This is a genomic window from Gordonia phosphorivorans (assembly GCF_042432625.1).
GTDB classification, from domain to species: Bacteria; Actinomycetota; Actinomycetes; order Mycobacteriales; family Mycobacteriaceae; genus Gordonia; species Gordonia phosphorivorans.
Map to the genome: position 1 here is coordinate 79,503 of NZ_JBHLWV010000002.1, position 17,370 is coordinate 96,872.

Here is a 17,370-nt window from a genome sequence, read left to right on the forward strand (position 1 = left end):
TGGTCAGCGACCGTCGTCGAGCGGGTGTGCGCCCAGCTCTGACTTCAGCAGTTCCAGGGCCACCTGATCGGGGTCCAGCCGCTCGTCGGGCGCGCTGTGCCGGGCGTGCGCGACCATCTCGTCGCGTTCGGCATCGGTGAGTTCCTCGTCGGGTACCGGCTGGGCCGGTCGCGGTTCCTCGGGCTCGGGCGGCGCCTCCGGCGGCGGCGGACCGTCGTGTCCGGACCCGCCGCGACCGCCGCCCTGGTCGGGCTGGCTGGGGCGGGTGAAGGTGGGACGCTTCGGGGCCGGCTGCTGCGCCGTTCGCGACGCGGCCGGGCTCATCGGGGCCGGGCCGGTCGCATGGATCACCTGCACCGACCAGGTGCCGCCGAAGAGTTCGGCGAAGATCTCCCCGAACATCTGCAGGCGCGCCGGATCGGACAGTCGACCCACCAGCGGCGGGTTGTTGTGGCCCAGCACCACGGTGCCGTCGCCCACGGCCTGGACCGTCGCCGCCGACAACATCGGCTCGAGCACCTTGCCGGCAGGCCGCTGGCGGATCGCCGCGCGGATGTCGTTCCAGCGCGCCGACACCGACTCCACCGTCAGTGCCGCGGCGGGCTCGGGTGCGGGCTCCGGCTCGGGTGCGGGAGCAGGCGCGGACGGCGGCACCACCGCGCGCTGCGCCGCGGGAGGTCGAGACAGGACCACACCCTCCGGCGGCGCGTCGTAGTCCGGTTCCTCCGGGGGCGGGACGTCGTCGTACGGGTCGGCCGAGGCGTACGGCTCCGGCTCGACGGGCGGGGCGGGCGCCGGCGGCGTCTCCGCCGCCGGGGCCATGGCGGGCGGCTGCGGCCGGACCGGTTCCTCGCGTGGCGGCGTCGCCACGATCGGCTGCTCGGCGACCTCTGGCTCGGTGATCGGGGGCTCGGTGATCTCGGGCTCAGCGATCTGCGGCTCGACGATCTCGGGCTCGACATTCGCCGCGTCCACGATCTCGGGCTCGACGATCGCCGCTTCCACGATCTCCGGCGGGGCGGCCACCGGCTCGGCGAGCACCGGTGCGGGGGTCACCGGCTCGGCGATCTCCGCTTCGGTGATCTGGGGCCCAGCGGGGGCGGGCTCAGCCACCGCAGGTACCGGCGCGTCAGGCGCCACCTCAGCAACCGGCGCAGTGCTCGCCACTTCCGGCGACGGTGCCGCAGGTGCCGGCTGATCGGCCGGCGCAGCAGGTGCCACCGGATCATGCGGAGCAGCAGTCGGCGCTGGAGCCGCCGGGACCGGTGAGACAACCTCGTGGCTCGGCGCAACGGGCGCCCCTTCCGCTGGGGCGACAGGCGTGGCCGCGGCGTCGTCCTGGGCACGACGCTGCGACGGCCGGACGAAGCGCGACGGCGGCTCGTCCACCGGCGGCGCCGACGGGGCGACGGGGGCTGCGCCACCGCTCACCGCGGCGGGAGCGGCTGCCGGGGTGCCGGCGGCCGCGGGCCTTCGTTCCAGGGTCTCCAACCGCTGCAGCAGCGACGCCTCGTCGGCGCTGGCCGCGGGCAGCAGCAGGCGCGCGCACATCACTTCCAGCAGCAGCCGCGGCGACGTGGTGCCGCGCATCTCGCCGAGCGCCGCGTGCGCCACCTCGGCGTACCGGGTGAGGGTCGCCAGTCCGAGGAACTCGATCACCGAACGCATTCGCGTCACCTGATCGGCGGGCGCCTCCACCAGGCCGCGTTCGGCCGCATCGGGCACCGCCTGGAGCAACAGCAGGTCGCGGAAGCGGTCGAGCAGGTCGATGGCGAACCGTCGCGGGTCGTGGCCTGCGTTCACCACGCGCTCGACCACCCCGAACAACGCCGAGCCGTCGCCGGCGGCGAGCGCGTCGACGGCACCGTCGATCAGGGCCACGTCGGTCACGCCGAGCAGGCTGAGGGCCCGGTCGTAGGTGACGCCTTCCGGACCCGCACCGGCGAGCAGCTGATCCAGCACCGAGAGCGAGTCACGCGGGGAGCCGCCGCCGGCCCGGATCACCAGCGGGAACACCTCGGGTGCCACCACCGCGCCCTCCCGCGAGCAGATGCTCTCCAGCAGGCCGCGCATCACCGGCGGCGCGAGCAGCCGGAACGGGTAGTGGTGGGTGCGCGAGCGGATGGTGGTGAGCACCTTCTCCGGCTCGGTGGTCGCGAAGATGAAGATGAGGTGCTCGGGCGGCTCTTCGACGATCTTCAGCAGCGCGTTGAAACCGGCCGGCGAGACCATGTGGGCCTCGTCGATGATGAAGACGCGGTAGCGCGACTCCGCCGGCGCGTAGAAGGCGCGGTCGCGCAGTTCGCGGGTGTCGTCGACGCCGCCGTGACTGGCCGCGTCGAGCTCGACGACGTCGAGATTGCCGGGACCGCCCGGGCCGAGCGCCACACAGGAGCCGCACGTCCCGCACGGCGTGGAGGTGGGGCCCTGCTCGCAGTTGAGGCTGCGCGCCAGGATTCGCGCGGACGACGTCTTGCCGCAGCCGCGGGGCCCGGAGAACAGGTACGCGTGGTTGATCCGGCCGCTGTCGAGTGCACGACTCAACGGGTCGGTGACGTGCTCCTGGCCGACGACCTCGGCGAATGTCGCGGGTCGGTAGGTGCGATAGAGAGCCACGCGAGCAACCCTACCGGCGACCGGTGACAGCGTCTGCGGGCGGCGTCGATCGGCCCACCCCGAAGCCGTAGACCACGATCACGGCGACCGCCGTGACCACCAGGATCACGTTGTACGGCTGGACGGTGAAGAACCGATACCAGTGCCCGACGCCCTTGAAGAACATGCCGGTCAGGTAGGCCTCGTCGACCGCGCGGTTGACGTACCAGATCGGGTGCGCGAGATGGTGCCGCCAGGCCACCGAGATCGCGAAGCCGCCGATCATGGCCGCTCCCACCAGGCCGCGCCCCAGCACGCTCGGCAGGGTCAACACCAGGTGGATCGCCACGATCAGCAGGGGCAGCAGCCAGACCCAATGGTGTCCCCACGAGACGGGCGAGACCGCGCACGAGGTCATGCCGACCAGGGACAGGGCCAGCAGCTCGGAGCCGTGACGGTGGGCCAGCACGGCCGCGCCGAGCCCGAGCAGCGCCACCACCGCCGACAACGCCAGCCAGGCGAGTGTGCTCGGATGGTCGGTGTGCCCCAGATTGGCCAGGGCACCGCGAATGGACTGATTCCCTGCGGTCTGCGGGGAGGCCACCCGATCGGAGTCGAACAGCGTGTCGGTCCAGTAGTCCCACGACGCCCGCGGCATGATCGCGAAACCGACGGCGATGGTGGCCGCGAACGCGCCGACGAGCGTGGCCGAGGCCCGCCACTGCCGGATCGCCAACAGGTACACCGCGAACAGCAGGGGCGTGAGTTTGATCCCCGCCGCCAGACCGGTCGCGGCCCCGCGCAGCCTGGAGTCCTCCCCGCGCAACAGATCCCACAGGATCGCCAACATCAGGAAGACGTTGATCTGCCCGAACCAGATGGTGGTGCGGATCGGTTCCAGCAGCAGGGAGATCACGACGAGGAACACCGCGATCAGGTGCAGTCGCCACGTCGCCCGATGACCGAGGCTCCTAAAGCCGAGGACGATGACGCCGTAGAGGGCCACGAGCACGCCGGCGCTCCACAGCACGTGTGCCAGGCCCGTCGACAGCAGCGCCATCGGGATGAAGAAGGGGATGGAGATGGGCGCGTAGGTGAAGTCCATCTGGCCGAGCAGTTTGACCCGGTAGAGGTCGTCGCCGTCGAGGACGGCCTGGGCCCCGGCCCGATAGACGTCGAGGTCGAATTGGTAGTCGAACAGGCCCCAGTGCGGCTGAGTGAGCGGGATGATCGCGTGCTGCGCCCACATCGCCAGCGCGGCGAGCACACCGAAGACGACGAGCAGCGGCGTCGAGCGTTCCAGTTTCACTCCGCCACCCGATCAGAAACGATCGAGCAGCTTCTCGGTTGCCGCCAGCAGCGCGCAGGTCGCCACACCGTCCATCGCAGTGGCCAATTCGTCGATCGGCGGGAAGGTCGGGGCGAGCCGAATGTTCCGGTCGTCGGGGTCGTTCTTGTACGGGAACGTGGCACCGGCCGCGGTCAGCGCGATCCCGGCCTGCTTGGCGAGCGCGACGGTGCGCGCCGCGGTGCCGTCGATGACGTCCAGGCTGATGAAGTAGCCGCCCTCGGGATCGGTCCAGTGGGCGATCTTGGACTCGGCCAGACGATCTTCCAGGATCTGCAGGACCAGCTCGAACTTGGGCGCGATCAGCGCGCGATGGCGGGCCATCTGGGCGCGGACACCGTCGGCGTCGCCGAAGAACTGCAGGTGACGCAGCTGGTTGAGCTTGTCCGGACCGATCGTGGCGATGTTCGCGTGGCCGGTGTACCAGTCCAGGTTCTCCTTGGACGAACCGAAGAAGGCCACGCCGCCGCCGGCGAAGGTGATCTTGCTGGTGGAGCCGAAGACGTACACGCGATTGCGGTTGCCTGCCTCGGCGGCCAGGTCGAGGATCGGCAGCGGCGTCGGCGCCTCGTCGAGGAGGGTGTGCACCGCGTAGGCGTTGTCCCAGTAGATCCGGAAGTCGGGGGCGGCGGCCGGCAGCGCGACCAGGCCGCGGGCCACGTCTTCGCTCACCGAGTACCCGGTCGGGTTGGAGTAGGTGGGGACCACCCACATGCCCTTGATCGACGGGTCGGCGGCGACGAGTTCGGCGCAAGCGGCCGCGTCGGGTCCGTCCGGGTTCATCGGGACGTTGATCATCTCGATGCCGTACTGCTCGGTGATCGCGAAGTGACGGTCGTAGCCGGGCACCGGGCAGAGGAACTTGATCGGGCCGTCGTGCTGCGACCAGGGCCGCTCCGAGTCCGGGGTGCCGCGCAGCAGGGCGAAGACGGTGAGGTCGTGCATGATCTGCAGGCTCGCGTTGTTCTGCGCGACGATGCGGTCGGGTCCGGTGCCGAGCAGTTCGCCGAAGATCGCACGCAGGTCGGGCAGTCCGGCGACGCCACCGTAGTTGCGGCAGTCGGTGCCGTCGGGGCTGGTGTGATTGCCGACACCCGGCAGAGCGAGGAGCCCTTCGGAGAGGTCCAGCTGATCCGGCGCGGGCTTGCCGCGCGTCAGGTTCAGCGACAGGCCGGCGTCGCACAGTGCGTCGTAGCGCTTGCGCAGGTCGGCCTGGGTATCGCGAAGCTGGTCAGCCGTCATCGAGTGGAAATTCAACGCCGGAACCCTTCAAAAAACCCAGGCAGAGTATGTGTCCAAAGATAAGCGGACCCCGCGCACCCGAGAGAGCCCGTTGACCCTTGCTGCCTTCCGGCCCTGGGGGAGTTCACAGGATGCACGCCGCGCGGGATCCGTGGACCAGTGTAGCGGGCCCTGTTTTGAGTTAACACCCGGCCACCCGTTACGATCATCACCGCTGGAGGATTCGCCTAGTGGCCTATGGCGCTCGCCTGGAACGCGGGTTGGGTTAATAGCCCTCAGGGGTTCGAATCCCCTATCCTCCGCCATTGGCTGTGGCCCCCACCTGAGGAACGAAGGTGGGGCCACAGCCATATCTGGCCGAAAACAGAGCGGATTCGGGAGAAGCGAAGCGACGGCTCCCCTATCCTCGCCCGACCCCTTCCCGCCCTCCCGACCCTGCCCGCCGTGTCGCGACTCGTACCTCGTGTCGCCGAGGCTGCAGCCCGTCGACACGAAGGATGGGTCGCGACACGCGAAATCCCAGGTAGGGGGGGTTGGGCGGGTATGGGGGGCGGGGATGCGGGGGGTTAGATCAGGCGCTTACGCAGGTTGGTCTCGGCGAGGTCGACGAGCTCGTCGCCGCGGCCGGACAGCACGGTCCGCAGGGCGTACAGCGCGAACCCCTTGGCCTGCGCCGCCGAGATGGTGGGCGGGATCGACAGCTCCTGGCGCGCGGTGGTCACGTCGAGCAGCGCCGGTCCCTCGTGGGCCAGGAAGTCGTCGATCGCCGACGGCAGGTCGGCGGACTCGGTGACACGCCGACCCCAGATCCCGACGGACTCGGCCAGCGCCGCGAAGTCCGGGTTGGTGAGGTCGGTGCCGAAGTTGACGATGCCGGCGGCCTTCATCTCGAGTTCGACGAAGTTCAGGGAACTGTTGTCGAAGACCACCACCTTCACCGGCAGACGGTTCTGCACCAGCGTCAGCAGCTCGCCGAGCATCATCGCCAAGCCGCCGTCACCGGCCAGCGCGACGACCTGCCGCTGCGGTGCCGCGGCGGCGATGCCGATGCTCTGGGTGAGCGCGTTGGCCATGGACCCGTGGTTGAAGGAGCCGATCAGCCTGCGGCGACCGTTCATCTTCAGGTAGCGGGCCGCCCACACCACCGGCGAGCCCACATCGGGCACGAAGACGGCATCGTCGTCGGCCTTCTCCGACAGCAGCGCGGCCAGATACTCCGGATGGATCGGCTGACCGGACCCGGCGGGGGTCGCCAGCTCGTCGAGCCCCTTGCGGGTCTTGGCGTAGTGCTCACGCGCGGTCTGCAGGTGCTTGTCGTCGCGACCGTCGGCGATCAGTGCGGTCAGGCGCGGGAGGGTGTCGATCGCCGAGCCGACCATCGGCAGGTCGACGCGGCACCGGCGACCGATCTGGCTGCCGCGGATGTCGAGCTGGATGACGAACGCCTTGGACGGCAGGAACTGCGAGTACGGGAAGTCCGTGCCGATCATCAGCAGGGTGTCGCAGTGTTCGATGGCCCGGTAGCCCGACGAGAAGCCGAGGAGCCCGGTCATGCCGACGTCGTACGGGTTGTCGTATTCGACGTGCTCCTTGCCGCGGAGCGCGTGCACGATCGGCGCCTTGAGCGCGGCGGCCAGCGCGATCAGCTCATCGTGGGCGCCCTCGACGCCCGCACCGGCCAGGATCGTGACCCGCTGGGACTCGTTGAGGCGGATGCCGGCCAGTCGCAGCGGCTCCACGCCGGGGTAGGTGACGGTCTCGACGGCGTGAATCCGGGACACCCGCTCAGGACGGTCGATCTGCTGCAGGAACAGCTCGCCGGGGATCACCAGCGCCGAGACGTCGCGCTGCTCCACCGCGGTGCGGATGGCGATGTCGATGAGGTGCGGCAGCTGCTCGACGGTGGTGACGGTCTCGCAGTAGGCGCTGCACTCCCCGAAGATCTGCTCCGGATGCGTCTCCTGGAAGTACGTGGTGCCGACGTTGCCCGCGGGGATCTGCGCAGCGATCGCCAGGACCGGAACGCGCGAGCGGTGGGCGTCGTACAGCCCGTTGATGAGGTGCAGATTTCCGGGGCCGCAACTGCCCGCGCACACCGCCAGCCGGCCGGTGATGGCCGCCTCGCCGGAAGCCGCGAATGCCGCGGCTTCCTCGTGCCGCACATGGGTCCAGGCCAGGGAGCCGGACTTTCGCAGCGAATCGGTGAAGCCGTTGAGCGAGTCGCCGGGAATACCGTAGATCCGCTCGACCCCGGCGGCGGCGATGGTCTCGACGATCAGGTCAGCAACCGTATAACTCATGACCTTCCTTTCCGAGGAGCCGCGGGTCAACTCCCTCTGCCACGGTAGTGGGCGACCGACGCCTGGCACGGGTGTATCCGGCAGCCCGCTCGGGTGTGGCCGGCCGTTCGGGACTAGGGACCGTCCGTCCAGGTTTCGCCGCCGCACATGATCGCGTAGCCGGCCGGGTCCTGGGCGACGCCGTCGACGGCGGGATCGCAGGGTTCCCCGATGTTGTGGACCTCACCCGAGTTCGGGGCGTGTCCCACCCAGACGTAGCCGCCGACCGCTCCCATCGATGTGCAGACGAGACTCTGGCCGTTGACGTCGGTACCGAAACTGCGCACTTCCGACGGGAGACACTGGCCGCCCTGCACCACCACGGAACCAGCGGGCACCGGCGGCGGAGCCTCGGCGGGCGCGACGACGACCGGTGGCGGTGCCGGGGCCGCCGAGTCGATCACGATCTCCGTCACCGCGGGAACGGCCGACTCCTGTTGGTCGTGAGATGCCGAGATCAAGACCACGAATGCGCCGACTCCGATGACGAGCAGCCCGGCTACGGCCCCCAACAACACGCTCGTACGTGACTCGTTCCGCGACATTCCAGTCCCCCGCACTACGCCGGGGACTGCCCCGGGCGGCGGCTCACCAGAAGGCGCACCCAGGCGGTGAAGCGGCTGTCGGGGCGCGGCTCGTCGTCGAGCGACCGGCCCGGCCGCCACTGCAGTGCCGTGTCGAGGAAGGCCACGAACGGCACGGCGAGCAGACCGCCGACGATCCCGGCCAACATCAGGCCCAGGGCGATCGCCAGGATCACCGCGACCGGATGCAGGCGGACCGAATGCCCGAGCACGAACGGCTGCAGGATGTGCCCCTCGAAGGCCATCACGAAGATCAAGATGCCCAGCACGATGAGGGCGTTGACCCAGCCCTGCGTGGTGAGCGCGACGAAGACCGCCAGGAATCCGGCGACGAACGAACCGACGATCGGGATGAACGCGCCCAGGAAGATGACCGCGACCAGCGGCAACACCAGCGGTACCCGCAGGATCGCCAGACCGATGCCGATGATCGCAGCGTCGACGGCGGCCACGATCACGGTGGCGCGGACGTACGACTCCAGCGTGCCGAAACCGGCCGCACCCGCGCCGCGCACATGCTCGCGATTGGCCTTCGGGACCAGGCGCGTGACATAACCCCACAGCCGCGGGCCGTCGTACAGGAAGAAGATGAGCAGGAAGATCGTCAACAGCACGCCGGTGCCGATGCGCGCCATGAACTCGAGCGTGCTCACCGCACTGTTGGCCAGGCTGCTCTCGTGCGACTGCGCCCAGTGCACCAGTTCGCTGGCGAGCTGGCTGAGCCGCGCATCATCGAAGTGCAGCGGACTGTCGAGCAGCCAGTTGCGCACGTCGTCGACCGTGCTGGTGAACTCGGAAACCAGCGCGGGCCCGCCCGAGATGCCCTGCTGCACCACGAACCCCAGCAGCGCGAGGACCGCCAGCACCGCCACGATCACCCAGCCCACCACGGCCACCACCCGGTTCACGCCCTTGCGCACCGACCACTCGACCAGCGGCCGCAGCATCGCCGCGAACAGCAGGGCCAGCGCGATCGGAAACGTGACGTCCTCGTAGCGCTTGAACAGCCAGCCGAGCACCACGATGCCGGCACCGATGAGCAACAGGCGCCACGTCCAGGCGGCAGCGACCCGCACCCCCGGCGTCACCTTGGCATCGTCGGCCTCGCGGATACCCAGCGGCGACTTCGGGGAATCGGACATGTTGGTCACCCTGCCGAGCTTATCTACCTGCACTGACGAGTCCGCCCCGACACCACGGGCGGGTGTCGGGGCGGCACGGATCGACGCGACGCGGGGTCAGAACAGGATGCTGACCGGCGACGCGGCGCCCTGCGACAGCAGCGCCAGCGAAATCGGGGTGATCCCGCTGCGGAAAGCGGCCGGAACACCGACGACGTCCTGGCTCTGCGCGAGGCGAGCGAGCTGGGCCCGAGTCAGGGTCAGGTCGGCGAGGTCGACGCGACGCAGCACGTCGACACCGTTCTGGTCGGTGGTCGAGGTCTTCATGCTGAGCACGGCCTTGGTGCCGTCGACCCGGATGATCGGGTCGACGAGGGCGACCTCGTACAGGTGGAACTTGGTGTGCGCCACGACGGTACCGCGGTACCGCAGCTCACCCTTGCCGTCGCGCACCGTGTTCGACACCAGCTCGTACGACAGCTTGCCGTCCTTGCCCGCGGCCGCACCGTTGCTCCCGCCGACAGCGCCCTGCGTCGACTTCACGACGGTGGAGTAGAAGCTCGGCGAGTAGCCCCACACCAGGTTCTTCACCGCGGGCTTGGGCGTGTTGGGGCCCGGTTCGGTGGAGTAGTTGATCGGAACGAAACGCTCCTGCCCGGCGTTCACCGCGTCGGCGGCGCCGAAGGTGTAGATACCCCAGCGGCCGTCGGCCGGCGCATCCTTGGGGGTGGTGAGCGTGACCTCGGCGGTGAAGGTGCCGTCCCGGTGCAGCGGCACCGAACCCACCCGCACCGTGCGTCGCATGTCGAACGGCACGTTGGGGACGCGGTTGAGCGCGTCCTCGGAGATGGCCCACTTGGTCTGCGTCCGATCGGTGGTCCGCGCGGACTCCGGCGCGCCCTTGGACGGACGCCAGTTCTGGTCGAAAGCCCCGAAGGTGACGAAGGTGCCGTGCGGCACGCCCGGGGGCACCGGAACCGGGAGTCCGCCCTGGGCGTTGGCGTTCGGATCGTAGCCGCGGCCCTTGACCACCACGGTGTCGCCGGGGTGCAACTGCGTCTGCCCCACCGGGGTGACGCCGTCGGCGAGATAGACGCTGATGGACGCGCCCTTCGGTGCGGCCTGAGCGGGCGAAGCCCACACGAGCGTCGCGAGCGCGGTGCACATCGCGAGCAGAATGATGAGCGCAGAACGAACGAACTTCATTAGCTGAGCCTAACCGACCTTCTCCGCCGATCGACAAGGACCTAAGTCCCGAAGATGCCTGGGACGTCGATCACCCGCACCGACCGGGACCGGCCGGAGTTCATGCCGATTCTTCAATACCGGGCACTCTCGCCGGAGCAGACTGGAGACATGAACACCTCGGTTACCGACCACAACATCTGGCCCGGCCTCACCTACGACGACCCGCTCGCCGCCCGCGCATGGCTCGCTCGGCTCGGCTTCGAACCGGGCATCGTGGTGGAGGGAGACGGCGACCGCCGGATTCGGCATTCGGAGATGCGCTGGCCCGACGGCGGCCGCGTGATGGTCCACTCCGCCGCCCCCGACTTTCCGTCGGTGCCGGGCAGCGGCAACACCTACGTGGTGGTGTCCGACCCGGATGCGGTGTACGCCGCCGCCGTCGCCCTCGGCGCGCGCCTGGTCCGCGAGCTCAAGGACGAGGACTACGGATCACGAGGATTCTCCGTCGTCGATCCCGAGGGCAACGTGTGGAGTTTCGGCACCTACGCCGGCTGAGGATTCACTCGATCCGATTGCCCTCGTCGTCCCAGTGCTCGGCGACCTTCTTGCTGGGCTGCACCCGCGGGGGTTCGCCCGGCATTTTCGGGTAGCTCGGCGGGTACGGCATGTCGCCGAGGCCGTCGGCGTCGTCGCGCGCCACCATCTCCAGCAGCGTCTGGATCCCGACGCGGTCGGCGGTCAGGTCGGCCCACGGATCGCCGCGCCGCGCCAGCAACTCGGGCACGGTGGCGATGGTGAAGTGGTCGGGTTCGGCGTCGACCAGTTCGTCCCAGGTCAGCGGCGTGGACACGCGCGCATTGGGGCTCTGACGCACCGAATAGGGCGCGGCCATGCTGCGGTCGCGTGCATTCTGGTTGAAGTCGATGAAGATCCGGTCACCGCGCTCCTCCTTCCACCAGGAGCTGGTCACGCGGTCCGGGGCACGACGCTCCAGCTCCCGCGCGAGCGCGATCACCGCCCGACGGGTCGCGATGAAGTCCCAGTGCGGCTGAATCGGCACGTACACGTGCACGCCGCGGCTGCCCGAGGTCTTCGGATAGCCGGTCATCCCCAACTCGTCCAGCAGCGGTCGCAGCAGTTCCAAGGCGACGCGGCGCGCATCGTCGAAGGTGGTGTCCCCGAACGGATCCAGATCCAGGCGCAGCTGATCGGGGTGGTCGTTGTCGGGTGCGACGGTGGGCCAGGTGTGAAAGGTGACCGTGCCCAGGTTGGCCGCCCACACGGCGTCTGCCGGGAGGTGCGGGCAGAACGCCTGACCGGTCCGGCGCGACGGGAAGACCACGCGCGTGGACTGCACGTGATCGGGGTGATATTTCGTCAGGTGCTTCTGATAGATCTGGTCGCCCTCCACCCCGTCGGGGAAGCGCTGCAGGTAGGTGGGCCGGTCCCGCAGCGCCGTCATCAGCGGCCCGCCGGTGGCCACGGTGCGGTAGTACTCGACGAGGTCGCGTTTGCGGCCGCCGTCCGCGCCCAGCTGCGGGAAGTAGATCTTGTCGGGGTTGGTGAGCTTCACCTCGACGCCGTCGACGTCGAGCATCTCCGGGTGCGGCTTGGCCATGGTCACGCTCCTTCGAGAACGTCGTACAGGTCGTAGGTGAGCGGCACCTCGAGCTGGTCGTAGGTGCACGAGGCCGGGTCCCGATCGGGGCGCCACCGCAGGAACTTGACCGTGTGCCGGAAGCGCTCCTTCTCCATCTGGTCGTAGGCCACCTCCACCACCAGCTCCGGCCGAATCGGAATCCACTCCCCCGACTCCGACGAGCGCCACCGGTTCACCTCGCCCGGCGCCACCGCGTCCGGGTCCAGGCGCATGGGCTCGAATTGCTGTTGCAGCTCAAGGCGTTTGGCGTCGGAGAAGGCACTCGATCCGCCGACCATGCGGACGTCGCCGTCGTCGTCGTAGAGGCCCAGCAGCATGGAACCCAGCCCCGTACCGCTCTTGTGCACCCGATACCCGAGGACCACGCAGTCGGCGGTGCGCTTGTGTTTGATCTTCAGCATGTCGCGCTTGCCCGGCAGGTAGTGCCCGGACAGGCGTTTGGCGACGACGCCGTCGAGTCCGGCGCCCTCGAAGGCGGTGAACCAGTCCTGCGCCTGCTGCGGATCGTCGGTGACCCGACTGACCTGCAACGACGATCCCGGCCCGCCCCGGGAGATCGCGTCGAGCAGGCCGTCGCGACGGGTCCGGAACGGCTCGCCGGTCAGGTCCCGGTCGCCGAGGGCGAGGGCATCGAAACCGATGAAGATCGCCGGAGTCTCCTCGGCCAGTTTCGCCACCCGCGAGGCCGCCGGATGGATCCGCTGGCTGAGCGAATCCCAGTCCAGCCGGACCACCCCGTCGACTCGTCGGGGGACGCAGACCTCACCGTCGACCACGACCCGGTCGGGCAGCCCGGCGCGGGCCGCCTCGACCACCTCCGGGAAGTAGCGCGCCAGGTCCTTGCCACCGCGCGAGGCGATCACCACCTCGTCGCCGTCGCGAAAGATCAAGCCGCGGAAGCCGTCCCACTTCGGTTCGTACGACCACTCGGGTCCGTCGGCCGGCTGGGCGGGCACCGCGGCGACCGCCTTGGCCAGCATGGGGGCGACGGGCGGGTTCACCGGAAGGTCCACGATGTCACGCTACCGCCGCCGACGGGCCGCGCGCACCGTTGTCGGCGAGGCCGCCGTCAGCTGCGAAGCTCGCTGCGGTCGCCCTCCCACACGATGTGGAAGTGCCCGGGCGCGTCGGTGCGCTCGTAGGTGTGCGAACCGAAGAAGTCGCGCAGCAACTGCACCAGCGCGGTCGGCAGCGAACCGGTCATCAGCATCGCCTGGTGGTTGAGGGCCGCGGACAGCGCGGGCACCGGCACGCAGGCGCCCATCGCTGCGGTCGCCACGGCGCGCAGGCTGGGCAGACGCTCCAGCAGTTCGGTGCGGAAGGGCTCCAGCGCCAGGAACGACGTGGCTTCCGGGTTGTCGGCGTAGGCCTTCGAGAGCGCGTCGAGGAAGCGGGCGCGGATGATGCAGCCGGCGCGCCAGATCCGCACCACCTGCGAGAGCTCCACGTTCCACCCGAACTCTTCGGAGGCCACCGCCAGCAGCGCCAGGCCCTGCTGGTACGCGATCGAACGCGCCGCGAGGTAGCCGTGTTCCACTACGTCCACCGGCAGGTCGACGGTGCCGACCAGCGGTGCGTCGCCCTGCCACACGGCGCGTTCGGCGGTGGCCGACGACGTCGACCGCGCGAACAGCGCCTCGGCGATCACGCTGACCGACACCCCCTGCTCGGCGGCGGCGATCACCGTCCACGCACCGGTGCCCTTGCCCTTGGCGTGGTCGGACACCCGCTCGATCAGTTCACCGCCGGTCTGCGGATCGTCCTGCGCCAGCACGGTGGCCGCGCTCTCCAGCAGGTACGAGCGGCCCTCGCCGGCGTTCCACGCCGCGAAGATCTCGCCCACCTCGCGCCCGGAGCGGCCGCCGGCGCGCAGCACCGCGAAGGCTTCGGCGATCAACTGCAGGTCGGCGTACTCGATGCCGTTGTGCACCATCTTGGTGAAGTGCCCGGATGCGCCGGAACCGACCAGCGCCACGCAGGGCTGACCGTCGTCGGCGCGAGCCGCGATCGGCTCGAGGAGTCCGCTGATGTCGGCCCAGACGCTCGGGTCGCCGCCGGCCATCATCGCCGGTCCGAGCAGCGCGCCCTGTTCCCCGCCGGACACACCCATGCCGATGAACCGGATGCCGTCGGCCGCGCAGCCGGCGACGCGTCGTTCGGTGTCCGGGTAGTGCGAGTTGCCGCCGTCGATGATGATGTCGCCGTCGTCGAGCAGCGGCGTCAGCGAGGCCACCACCGCGTCGACGGGGGCGCCCGCGGGCACCATCAGCAGAATCACTCGGGGCGAGGTCAATCCGGCGACGAAGTCGGGCAGATCGGAGTAGCCGACCAGGTCCTCCCCCGGGTGCGCCGCGATGACGGCGTCGATCTTCGCCTGGTCCAGGTCGAACATCGCCACCGAACCGTCGACGTTGCGCGCCAGGTTCCGCGCCAGGCTGGCGCCCATCACGCCGGTGCCGACCACACCGATCGGGGCGGCGGCGCCGCGTGCTTGCTGGGATTGTCCGGTGGTGGACGTCGTCATGCCATCTCCTGAGAGGTATCGCCGGGCCTGCGGAAATCCCCCGGGCCCTCGGACATCGATGTCTCGATCCTAGGGGACCGGCCGCGCGGGCAACCGCGTTCGTCGGCGCGCGCGGGGCCGGTAGGCTCGATCGCCATGACCGTCGCAGGCCGTTTCGCGCCGTCCCCCTCGGGAGATCTGCACGTCGGCAACCTGCGCACCGCACTGCTGGCGTGGCTCTTCGCCCGCGCCGGCGGCCGCGACTTCCTGATCCGGATGGAAGACCTGGACCGCGTCAAAGCCGGTGCGGCGCAACGACAGTTGGCCGACCTCGCCGCCCTCGGCCTGGATTGGTCACCGCCGGTGGTGACCCAGTCGGAGCGGCTGTCGGTGTATGCGGCGGTGGTCGAGGAACTGGCCGCCGCGGGCGAGACCTTCGAGTGCTTCTGCACGCGACGGGAGATCCAGGACGCGCCGTCGGCCCCGCACGCCCCACCCGGCGCCTATCCGGGGACCTGCCGGGACCTCACCCACGCCGAACGCGCGGAGCGGCGCCGCCACCGTCCCGCCGCGATTCGTCTGCGCGCCCGCACTCGCACCTTCACCGTGCACGACGTGCTGCACGGCGAGTACCGCGGAGACGTCGACGACTTCGTGCTGCTGCGCGGCGACGGGACACCCGCCTACAACCTGGCCGTGGTGGTCGACGACGCGGCCTTCGACATCGACCAGGTGGTCCGCGGCGACGACCTGCTCTCCTCCGCGCCCCGCCAGGCGTACCTGGCTCAGCGGCTCGGCCACCCGGTGCCCGAGTACGCCCACGTGCCGATGGTGTTGAACGACAAGGGAATTCGCCTCTCCAAGCGCGACGGTGCGATCACGCTCGCCCAGCTCGCCGAGCACGGCTACACCGCGCCGCAGGTGCTGGGCATGATGGCCGTCTCGCTCGGGCTGGCCGAGCCGGACGAGCCGGTGACCGCGTCGGAACTGCTGCGGCGCTTCGATCCCGCCGCGCTGCCGCGGACCCCGTGGACCTTCGTCGGCCCGCGCTGAGGCCGTCGCTCAGCGCGTGCTGCCCGCGTAATAGCGGGCGAGGAAGGCGTCGCGGTACTCGAAGTAGTTTCCTTCTTCGATCGCCTTGCGCGCCCGGTCGACGAGGGTGACGGTGAACGACAGATTGTGCAGGGTCGCCAGGGTGGGGCCGAGGCCCTCCTTCGCCTTGAACAGGTGGTGCAGGTAGGCGCGGGTGTACTGGGTGGAGTAGTTGTCCAGTTCGGCGTCGAGCGGCGAGAAGTCGTTGCGGTAGCGCGCATTGGTGACGTTGTACCGGCCGTCGAACGAGTAGATGGCGCCGTTGCGGGCCACCCGGGTCGGCGAGACGCAGTCGAAGGTGTCCGCGCCGTTCTCGATGGCGGTGAAGATGTCGTCGGGTTCGCTGATCCCCAGTAGGTGCCGGGGCGCCTCCTCGGGCAGTTCGTCGGTCACCCAGCCGACGATGGTGCCGAGGTTGGCCTTCTCCAGCGCGCCGCCGATGCCGTAGCCGCCGAAGCCCTTGCCGCCGTTGTCCCGGTCGATCCGGCTCAGCTCGACGAGATCGCGGGTGGCCTTGCGCCGCAGGTCCTCGTACTGCGCGCCCTGCACCACACCCCACAGCGACTGCTGCGGACGGTGAGAGCGTTCGGTCGACAGCCGGTTGTGCTCGGCCAAGCATCGGATGGCCCACTGGCGGGTCCGCTCCAGCGACTCCTCCTGGTAGCCCCGGGTGTTCATCAGGGTGGTGAGCTCGTCGAAGGCGAAGATGATGTCGGCGCCCAGCTGATGCTGAATCCGCATCGACACCTCCGGCGTGAACCGATGCCGGGACCCGTCCAGATGCGATTTGAAGGTGACGCCGTCGTCGTCGACGTTCGCGAGGCGTTCCTTGCCCTCGGCGATCGCGGTGTCGTCCTGCTTCCCCTCGACGTCCATCGAGATGACCTTCTTGAAACCCACCCCCAGGCTCATCACCTGGAAGCCGCCGCTGTCGGTGTAGGTGGGGCCCGGCCAATTCATGAAGGCGCCCAGCCCACCGGCCTGATCGACGATCTCCGGCCCCGGCTGCAGATACAGGTGGTAGGCGTTGGCCAGCACCGCCTGCGCCCCGAGCGCCGCCACCGATTCCGGCAACACCGTCTTGACCGTCGCCTTGGTTCCCACCGGGATGAAGGCCGGGGTCGCGATCTCTCCGTGCGGGGTGATCAGGGTGCCGGTGCGCCCGGCGGTTCCGTCGAGAGTGGCACGCCGGACGAATTCACTGGTGGTCACTCGGCCGATTCTCCCATAGCGTGACAGGCATGAACGCGACGAACCTGTCTCGCACGACGACGCTGGCCGCGACCGCGCTGATCGCCGGCGTCCTCGGCTTCACCCTGACCGCGTGCGGCGAACAGCAGCAGGCGCCGACGGCCGGATCCGGGGTGGCCACGCCACCCGCCGACCGCAGCGTTCCCGTGGTCGGCGGCCCGAGCAAGGCTCCCGCTTCCTCGCGCAGCACCAGCAGCACCGCCGCCGACGCCTCCGAGTGCGGCCGCGTCGGCGGACCCGACGGCGCGCTGCACGTCCGCATCGCCGGTGGCGACGTCTCCTGCGAGACCGCCATGTCGATCGCCAAGGAGTACAGCCCGCTGATCGCCACCGGCAAGTCGCAGACGGTGTCGGGGTGGGACTGCGGACCGTCGACCGCCGCGGGCGAACTGGCCCGTTGCAGTCGCGACGATCAGGCCGTCGCCTTCACCGTGCAGTAGCCGGCCC

Annotated in this window: 14 protein-coding genes, 1 tRNA gene and 1 other RNA gene; 4 read left to right on the top strand and 12 right to left on the bottom strand. The window is 69.9% G+C overall.

The annotated features are described in order from the left end of the window. Positions 1-3: 3 nt before the first annotated feature. The 4 genes from ACFFJD_RS00890 to ffs all read right to left on the bottom strand — a co-directional run bounded on the left by ACFFJD_RS00890 (position 4) and on the right by ffs (position 5,340). Positions 4-2,616: a DNA polymerase III subunit gamma and tau gene (locus ACFFJD_RS00890; RefSeq protein ID WP_382359518.1), complete on the bottom strand. Its 2,613-nt coding sequence runs from the start codon at positions 2,614-2,616 to the stop codon at positions 4-6. A 10-nt stretch (positions 2,617-2,626) separates the two neighbouring features. Continuing rightward, positions 2,627-3,904: a glycosyltransferase 87 family protein gene (locus ACFFJD_RS00895; RefSeq protein WP_382359521.1), complete on the bottom strand. Its 1,278-nt coding sequence runs from the start codon at positions 3,902-3,904 to the stop codon at positions 2,627-2,629. Positions 3,905-3,916: 12 nt separating this feature from the next. Continuing rightward, a complete protein-coding gene (locus ACFFJD_RS00900; RefSeq protein ID WP_382359524.1) occupies positions 3,917-5,200 on the bottom strand; it encodes an aspartate aminotransferase type Ic in 1,284 nt (427 codons plus the stop codon). 43 nt (positions 5,201-5,243) lie between these two features. Further along, positions 5,244-5,340: signal recognition particle sRNA small type (ffs, locus tag ACFFJD_RS00905), an RNA gene on the bottom strand. A 61-nt stretch (positions 5,341-5,401) separates the two neighbouring features. On the opposite strand from ffs, the gene ACFFJD_RS00910 reads away from it, so the two are divergent. Next, positions 5,402-5,490: transfer RNA gene (locus ACFFJD_RS00910), tRNA-Ser, on the top strand. Between the two features lie 261 nt (positions 5,491-5,751). Here ACFFJD_RS00910 and poxB read toward each other — a convergent pair. The 4 genes from poxB to ACFFJD_RS00930 all read right to left on the bottom strand — a co-directional run bounded on the left by poxB (position 5,752) and on the right by ACFFJD_RS00930 (position 10,435). Further along, positions 5,752-7,485 carry a ubiquinone-dependent pyruvate dehydrogenase gene (gene poxB / locus ACFFJD_RS00915; RefSeq protein WP_382359527.1) on the bottom strand — a complete coding sequence of 578 codons (1,734 nt, stop codon included), beginning with the start codon at positions 7,483-7,485 and terminating at the stop codon, positions 5,752-5,754. A 113-nt stretch (positions 7,486-7,598) separates the two neighbouring features. Then, positions 7,599-8,042: a hypothetical protein gene (locus ACFFJD_RS00920; RefSeq protein ID WP_382359530.1), complete on the bottom strand. Its 444-nt coding sequence runs from the start codon at positions 8,040-8,042 to the stop codon at positions 7,599-7,601. Positions 8,043-8,083: 41 nt separating this feature from the next. After that, positions 8,084-9,250, bottom strand: a complete 1,167-nt coding sequence (locus tag ACFFJD_RS00925) for an AI-2E family transporter (protein WP_382359533.1) — start codon at positions 9,248-9,250, stop codon at positions 8,084-8,086. Between the two features lie 96 nt (positions 9,251-9,346). After that, positions 9,347-10,435: an HtaA domain-containing protein gene (locus tag ACFFJD_RS00930; protein ID WP_382359536.1), complete on the bottom strand. Its 1,089-nt coding sequence runs from the start codon at positions 10,433-10,435 to the stop codon at positions 9,347-9,349. Positions 10,436-10,585: 150 nt separating this feature from the next. On the opposite strand from ACFFJD_RS00930, the gene ACFFJD_RS00935 reads away from it, so the two are divergent. Beyond that, positions 10,586-10,972, top strand: coding sequence for a VOC family protein (locus ACFFJD_RS00935; protein ID WP_382359539.1), 387 nt, complete (start codon positions 10,586-10,588; stop codon positions 10,970-10,972). Positions 10,973-10,976: 4 nt separating this feature from the next. Here ACFFJD_RS00935 and ACFFJD_RS00940 read toward each other — a convergent pair whose 3' ends face one another. From ACFFJD_RS00940 to gnd, 3 genes are read right to left on the bottom strand one after another with little or no spacing between them, the layout of a single operon-like run. Then, positions 10,977-12,035: a DNA polymerase domain-containing protein gene (locus ACFFJD_RS00940; RefSeq protein ID WP_382359542.1), complete on the bottom strand. Its 1,059-nt coding sequence runs from the start codon at positions 12,033-12,035 to the stop codon at positions 10,977-10,979. A 2-nt stretch (positions 12,036-12,037) separates the two neighbouring features. After that, a complete protein-coding gene (locus tag ACFFJD_RS00945; RefSeq protein ID WP_382359545.1) occupies positions 12,038-13,090 on the bottom strand; it encodes an ATP-dependent DNA ligase in 1,053 nt (350 codons plus the stop codon). Positions 13,091-13,146: 56 nt separating this feature from the next. After that, positions 13,147-14,601 (bottom strand): NADP-dependent phosphogluconate dehydrogenase, encoded by a 1,455-nt coding sequence (gene gnd / locus ACFFJD_RS00950; RefSeq protein ID WP_382359548.1) that lies wholly within the window; start codon positions 14,599-14,601, stop codon positions 13,147-13,149. Between the two features lie 135 nt (positions 14,602-14,736). On the opposite strand from gnd, the gene gluQRS reads away from it, so the two are divergent. Continuing rightward, entirely contained in the window at positions 14,737-15,633 is an 897-nt protein-coding gene (gluQRS, locus tag ACFFJD_RS00955) for a tRNA glutamyl-Q(34) synthetase GluQRS (protein ID WP_382359551.1), read from the top strand. 9 nt (positions 15,634-15,642) lie between these two features. Here the strand turns inward: gluQRS and tgt are convergent, their stop codons facing one another. Further along, positions 15,643-16,884, bottom strand: coding sequence for a tRNA guanosine(34) transglycosylase Tgt (tgt, locus tag ACFFJD_RS00960; RefSeq protein ID WP_382359554.1), 1,242 nt, complete (start codon positions 16,882-16,884; stop codon positions 15,643-15,645). Between the two features lie 29 nt (positions 16,885-16,913). On the opposite strand from tgt, the gene ACFFJD_RS00965 reads away from it, so the two are divergent. Next, on the top strand, positions 16,914-17,363 hold the full coding sequence (locus ACFFJD_RS00965; protein ID WP_382359557.1) for a hypothetical protein: 450 nt from the start codon (positions 16,914-16,916) through the stop codon (positions 17,361-17,363). Positions 17,364-17,370: the final 7 nt, after the last annotated feature.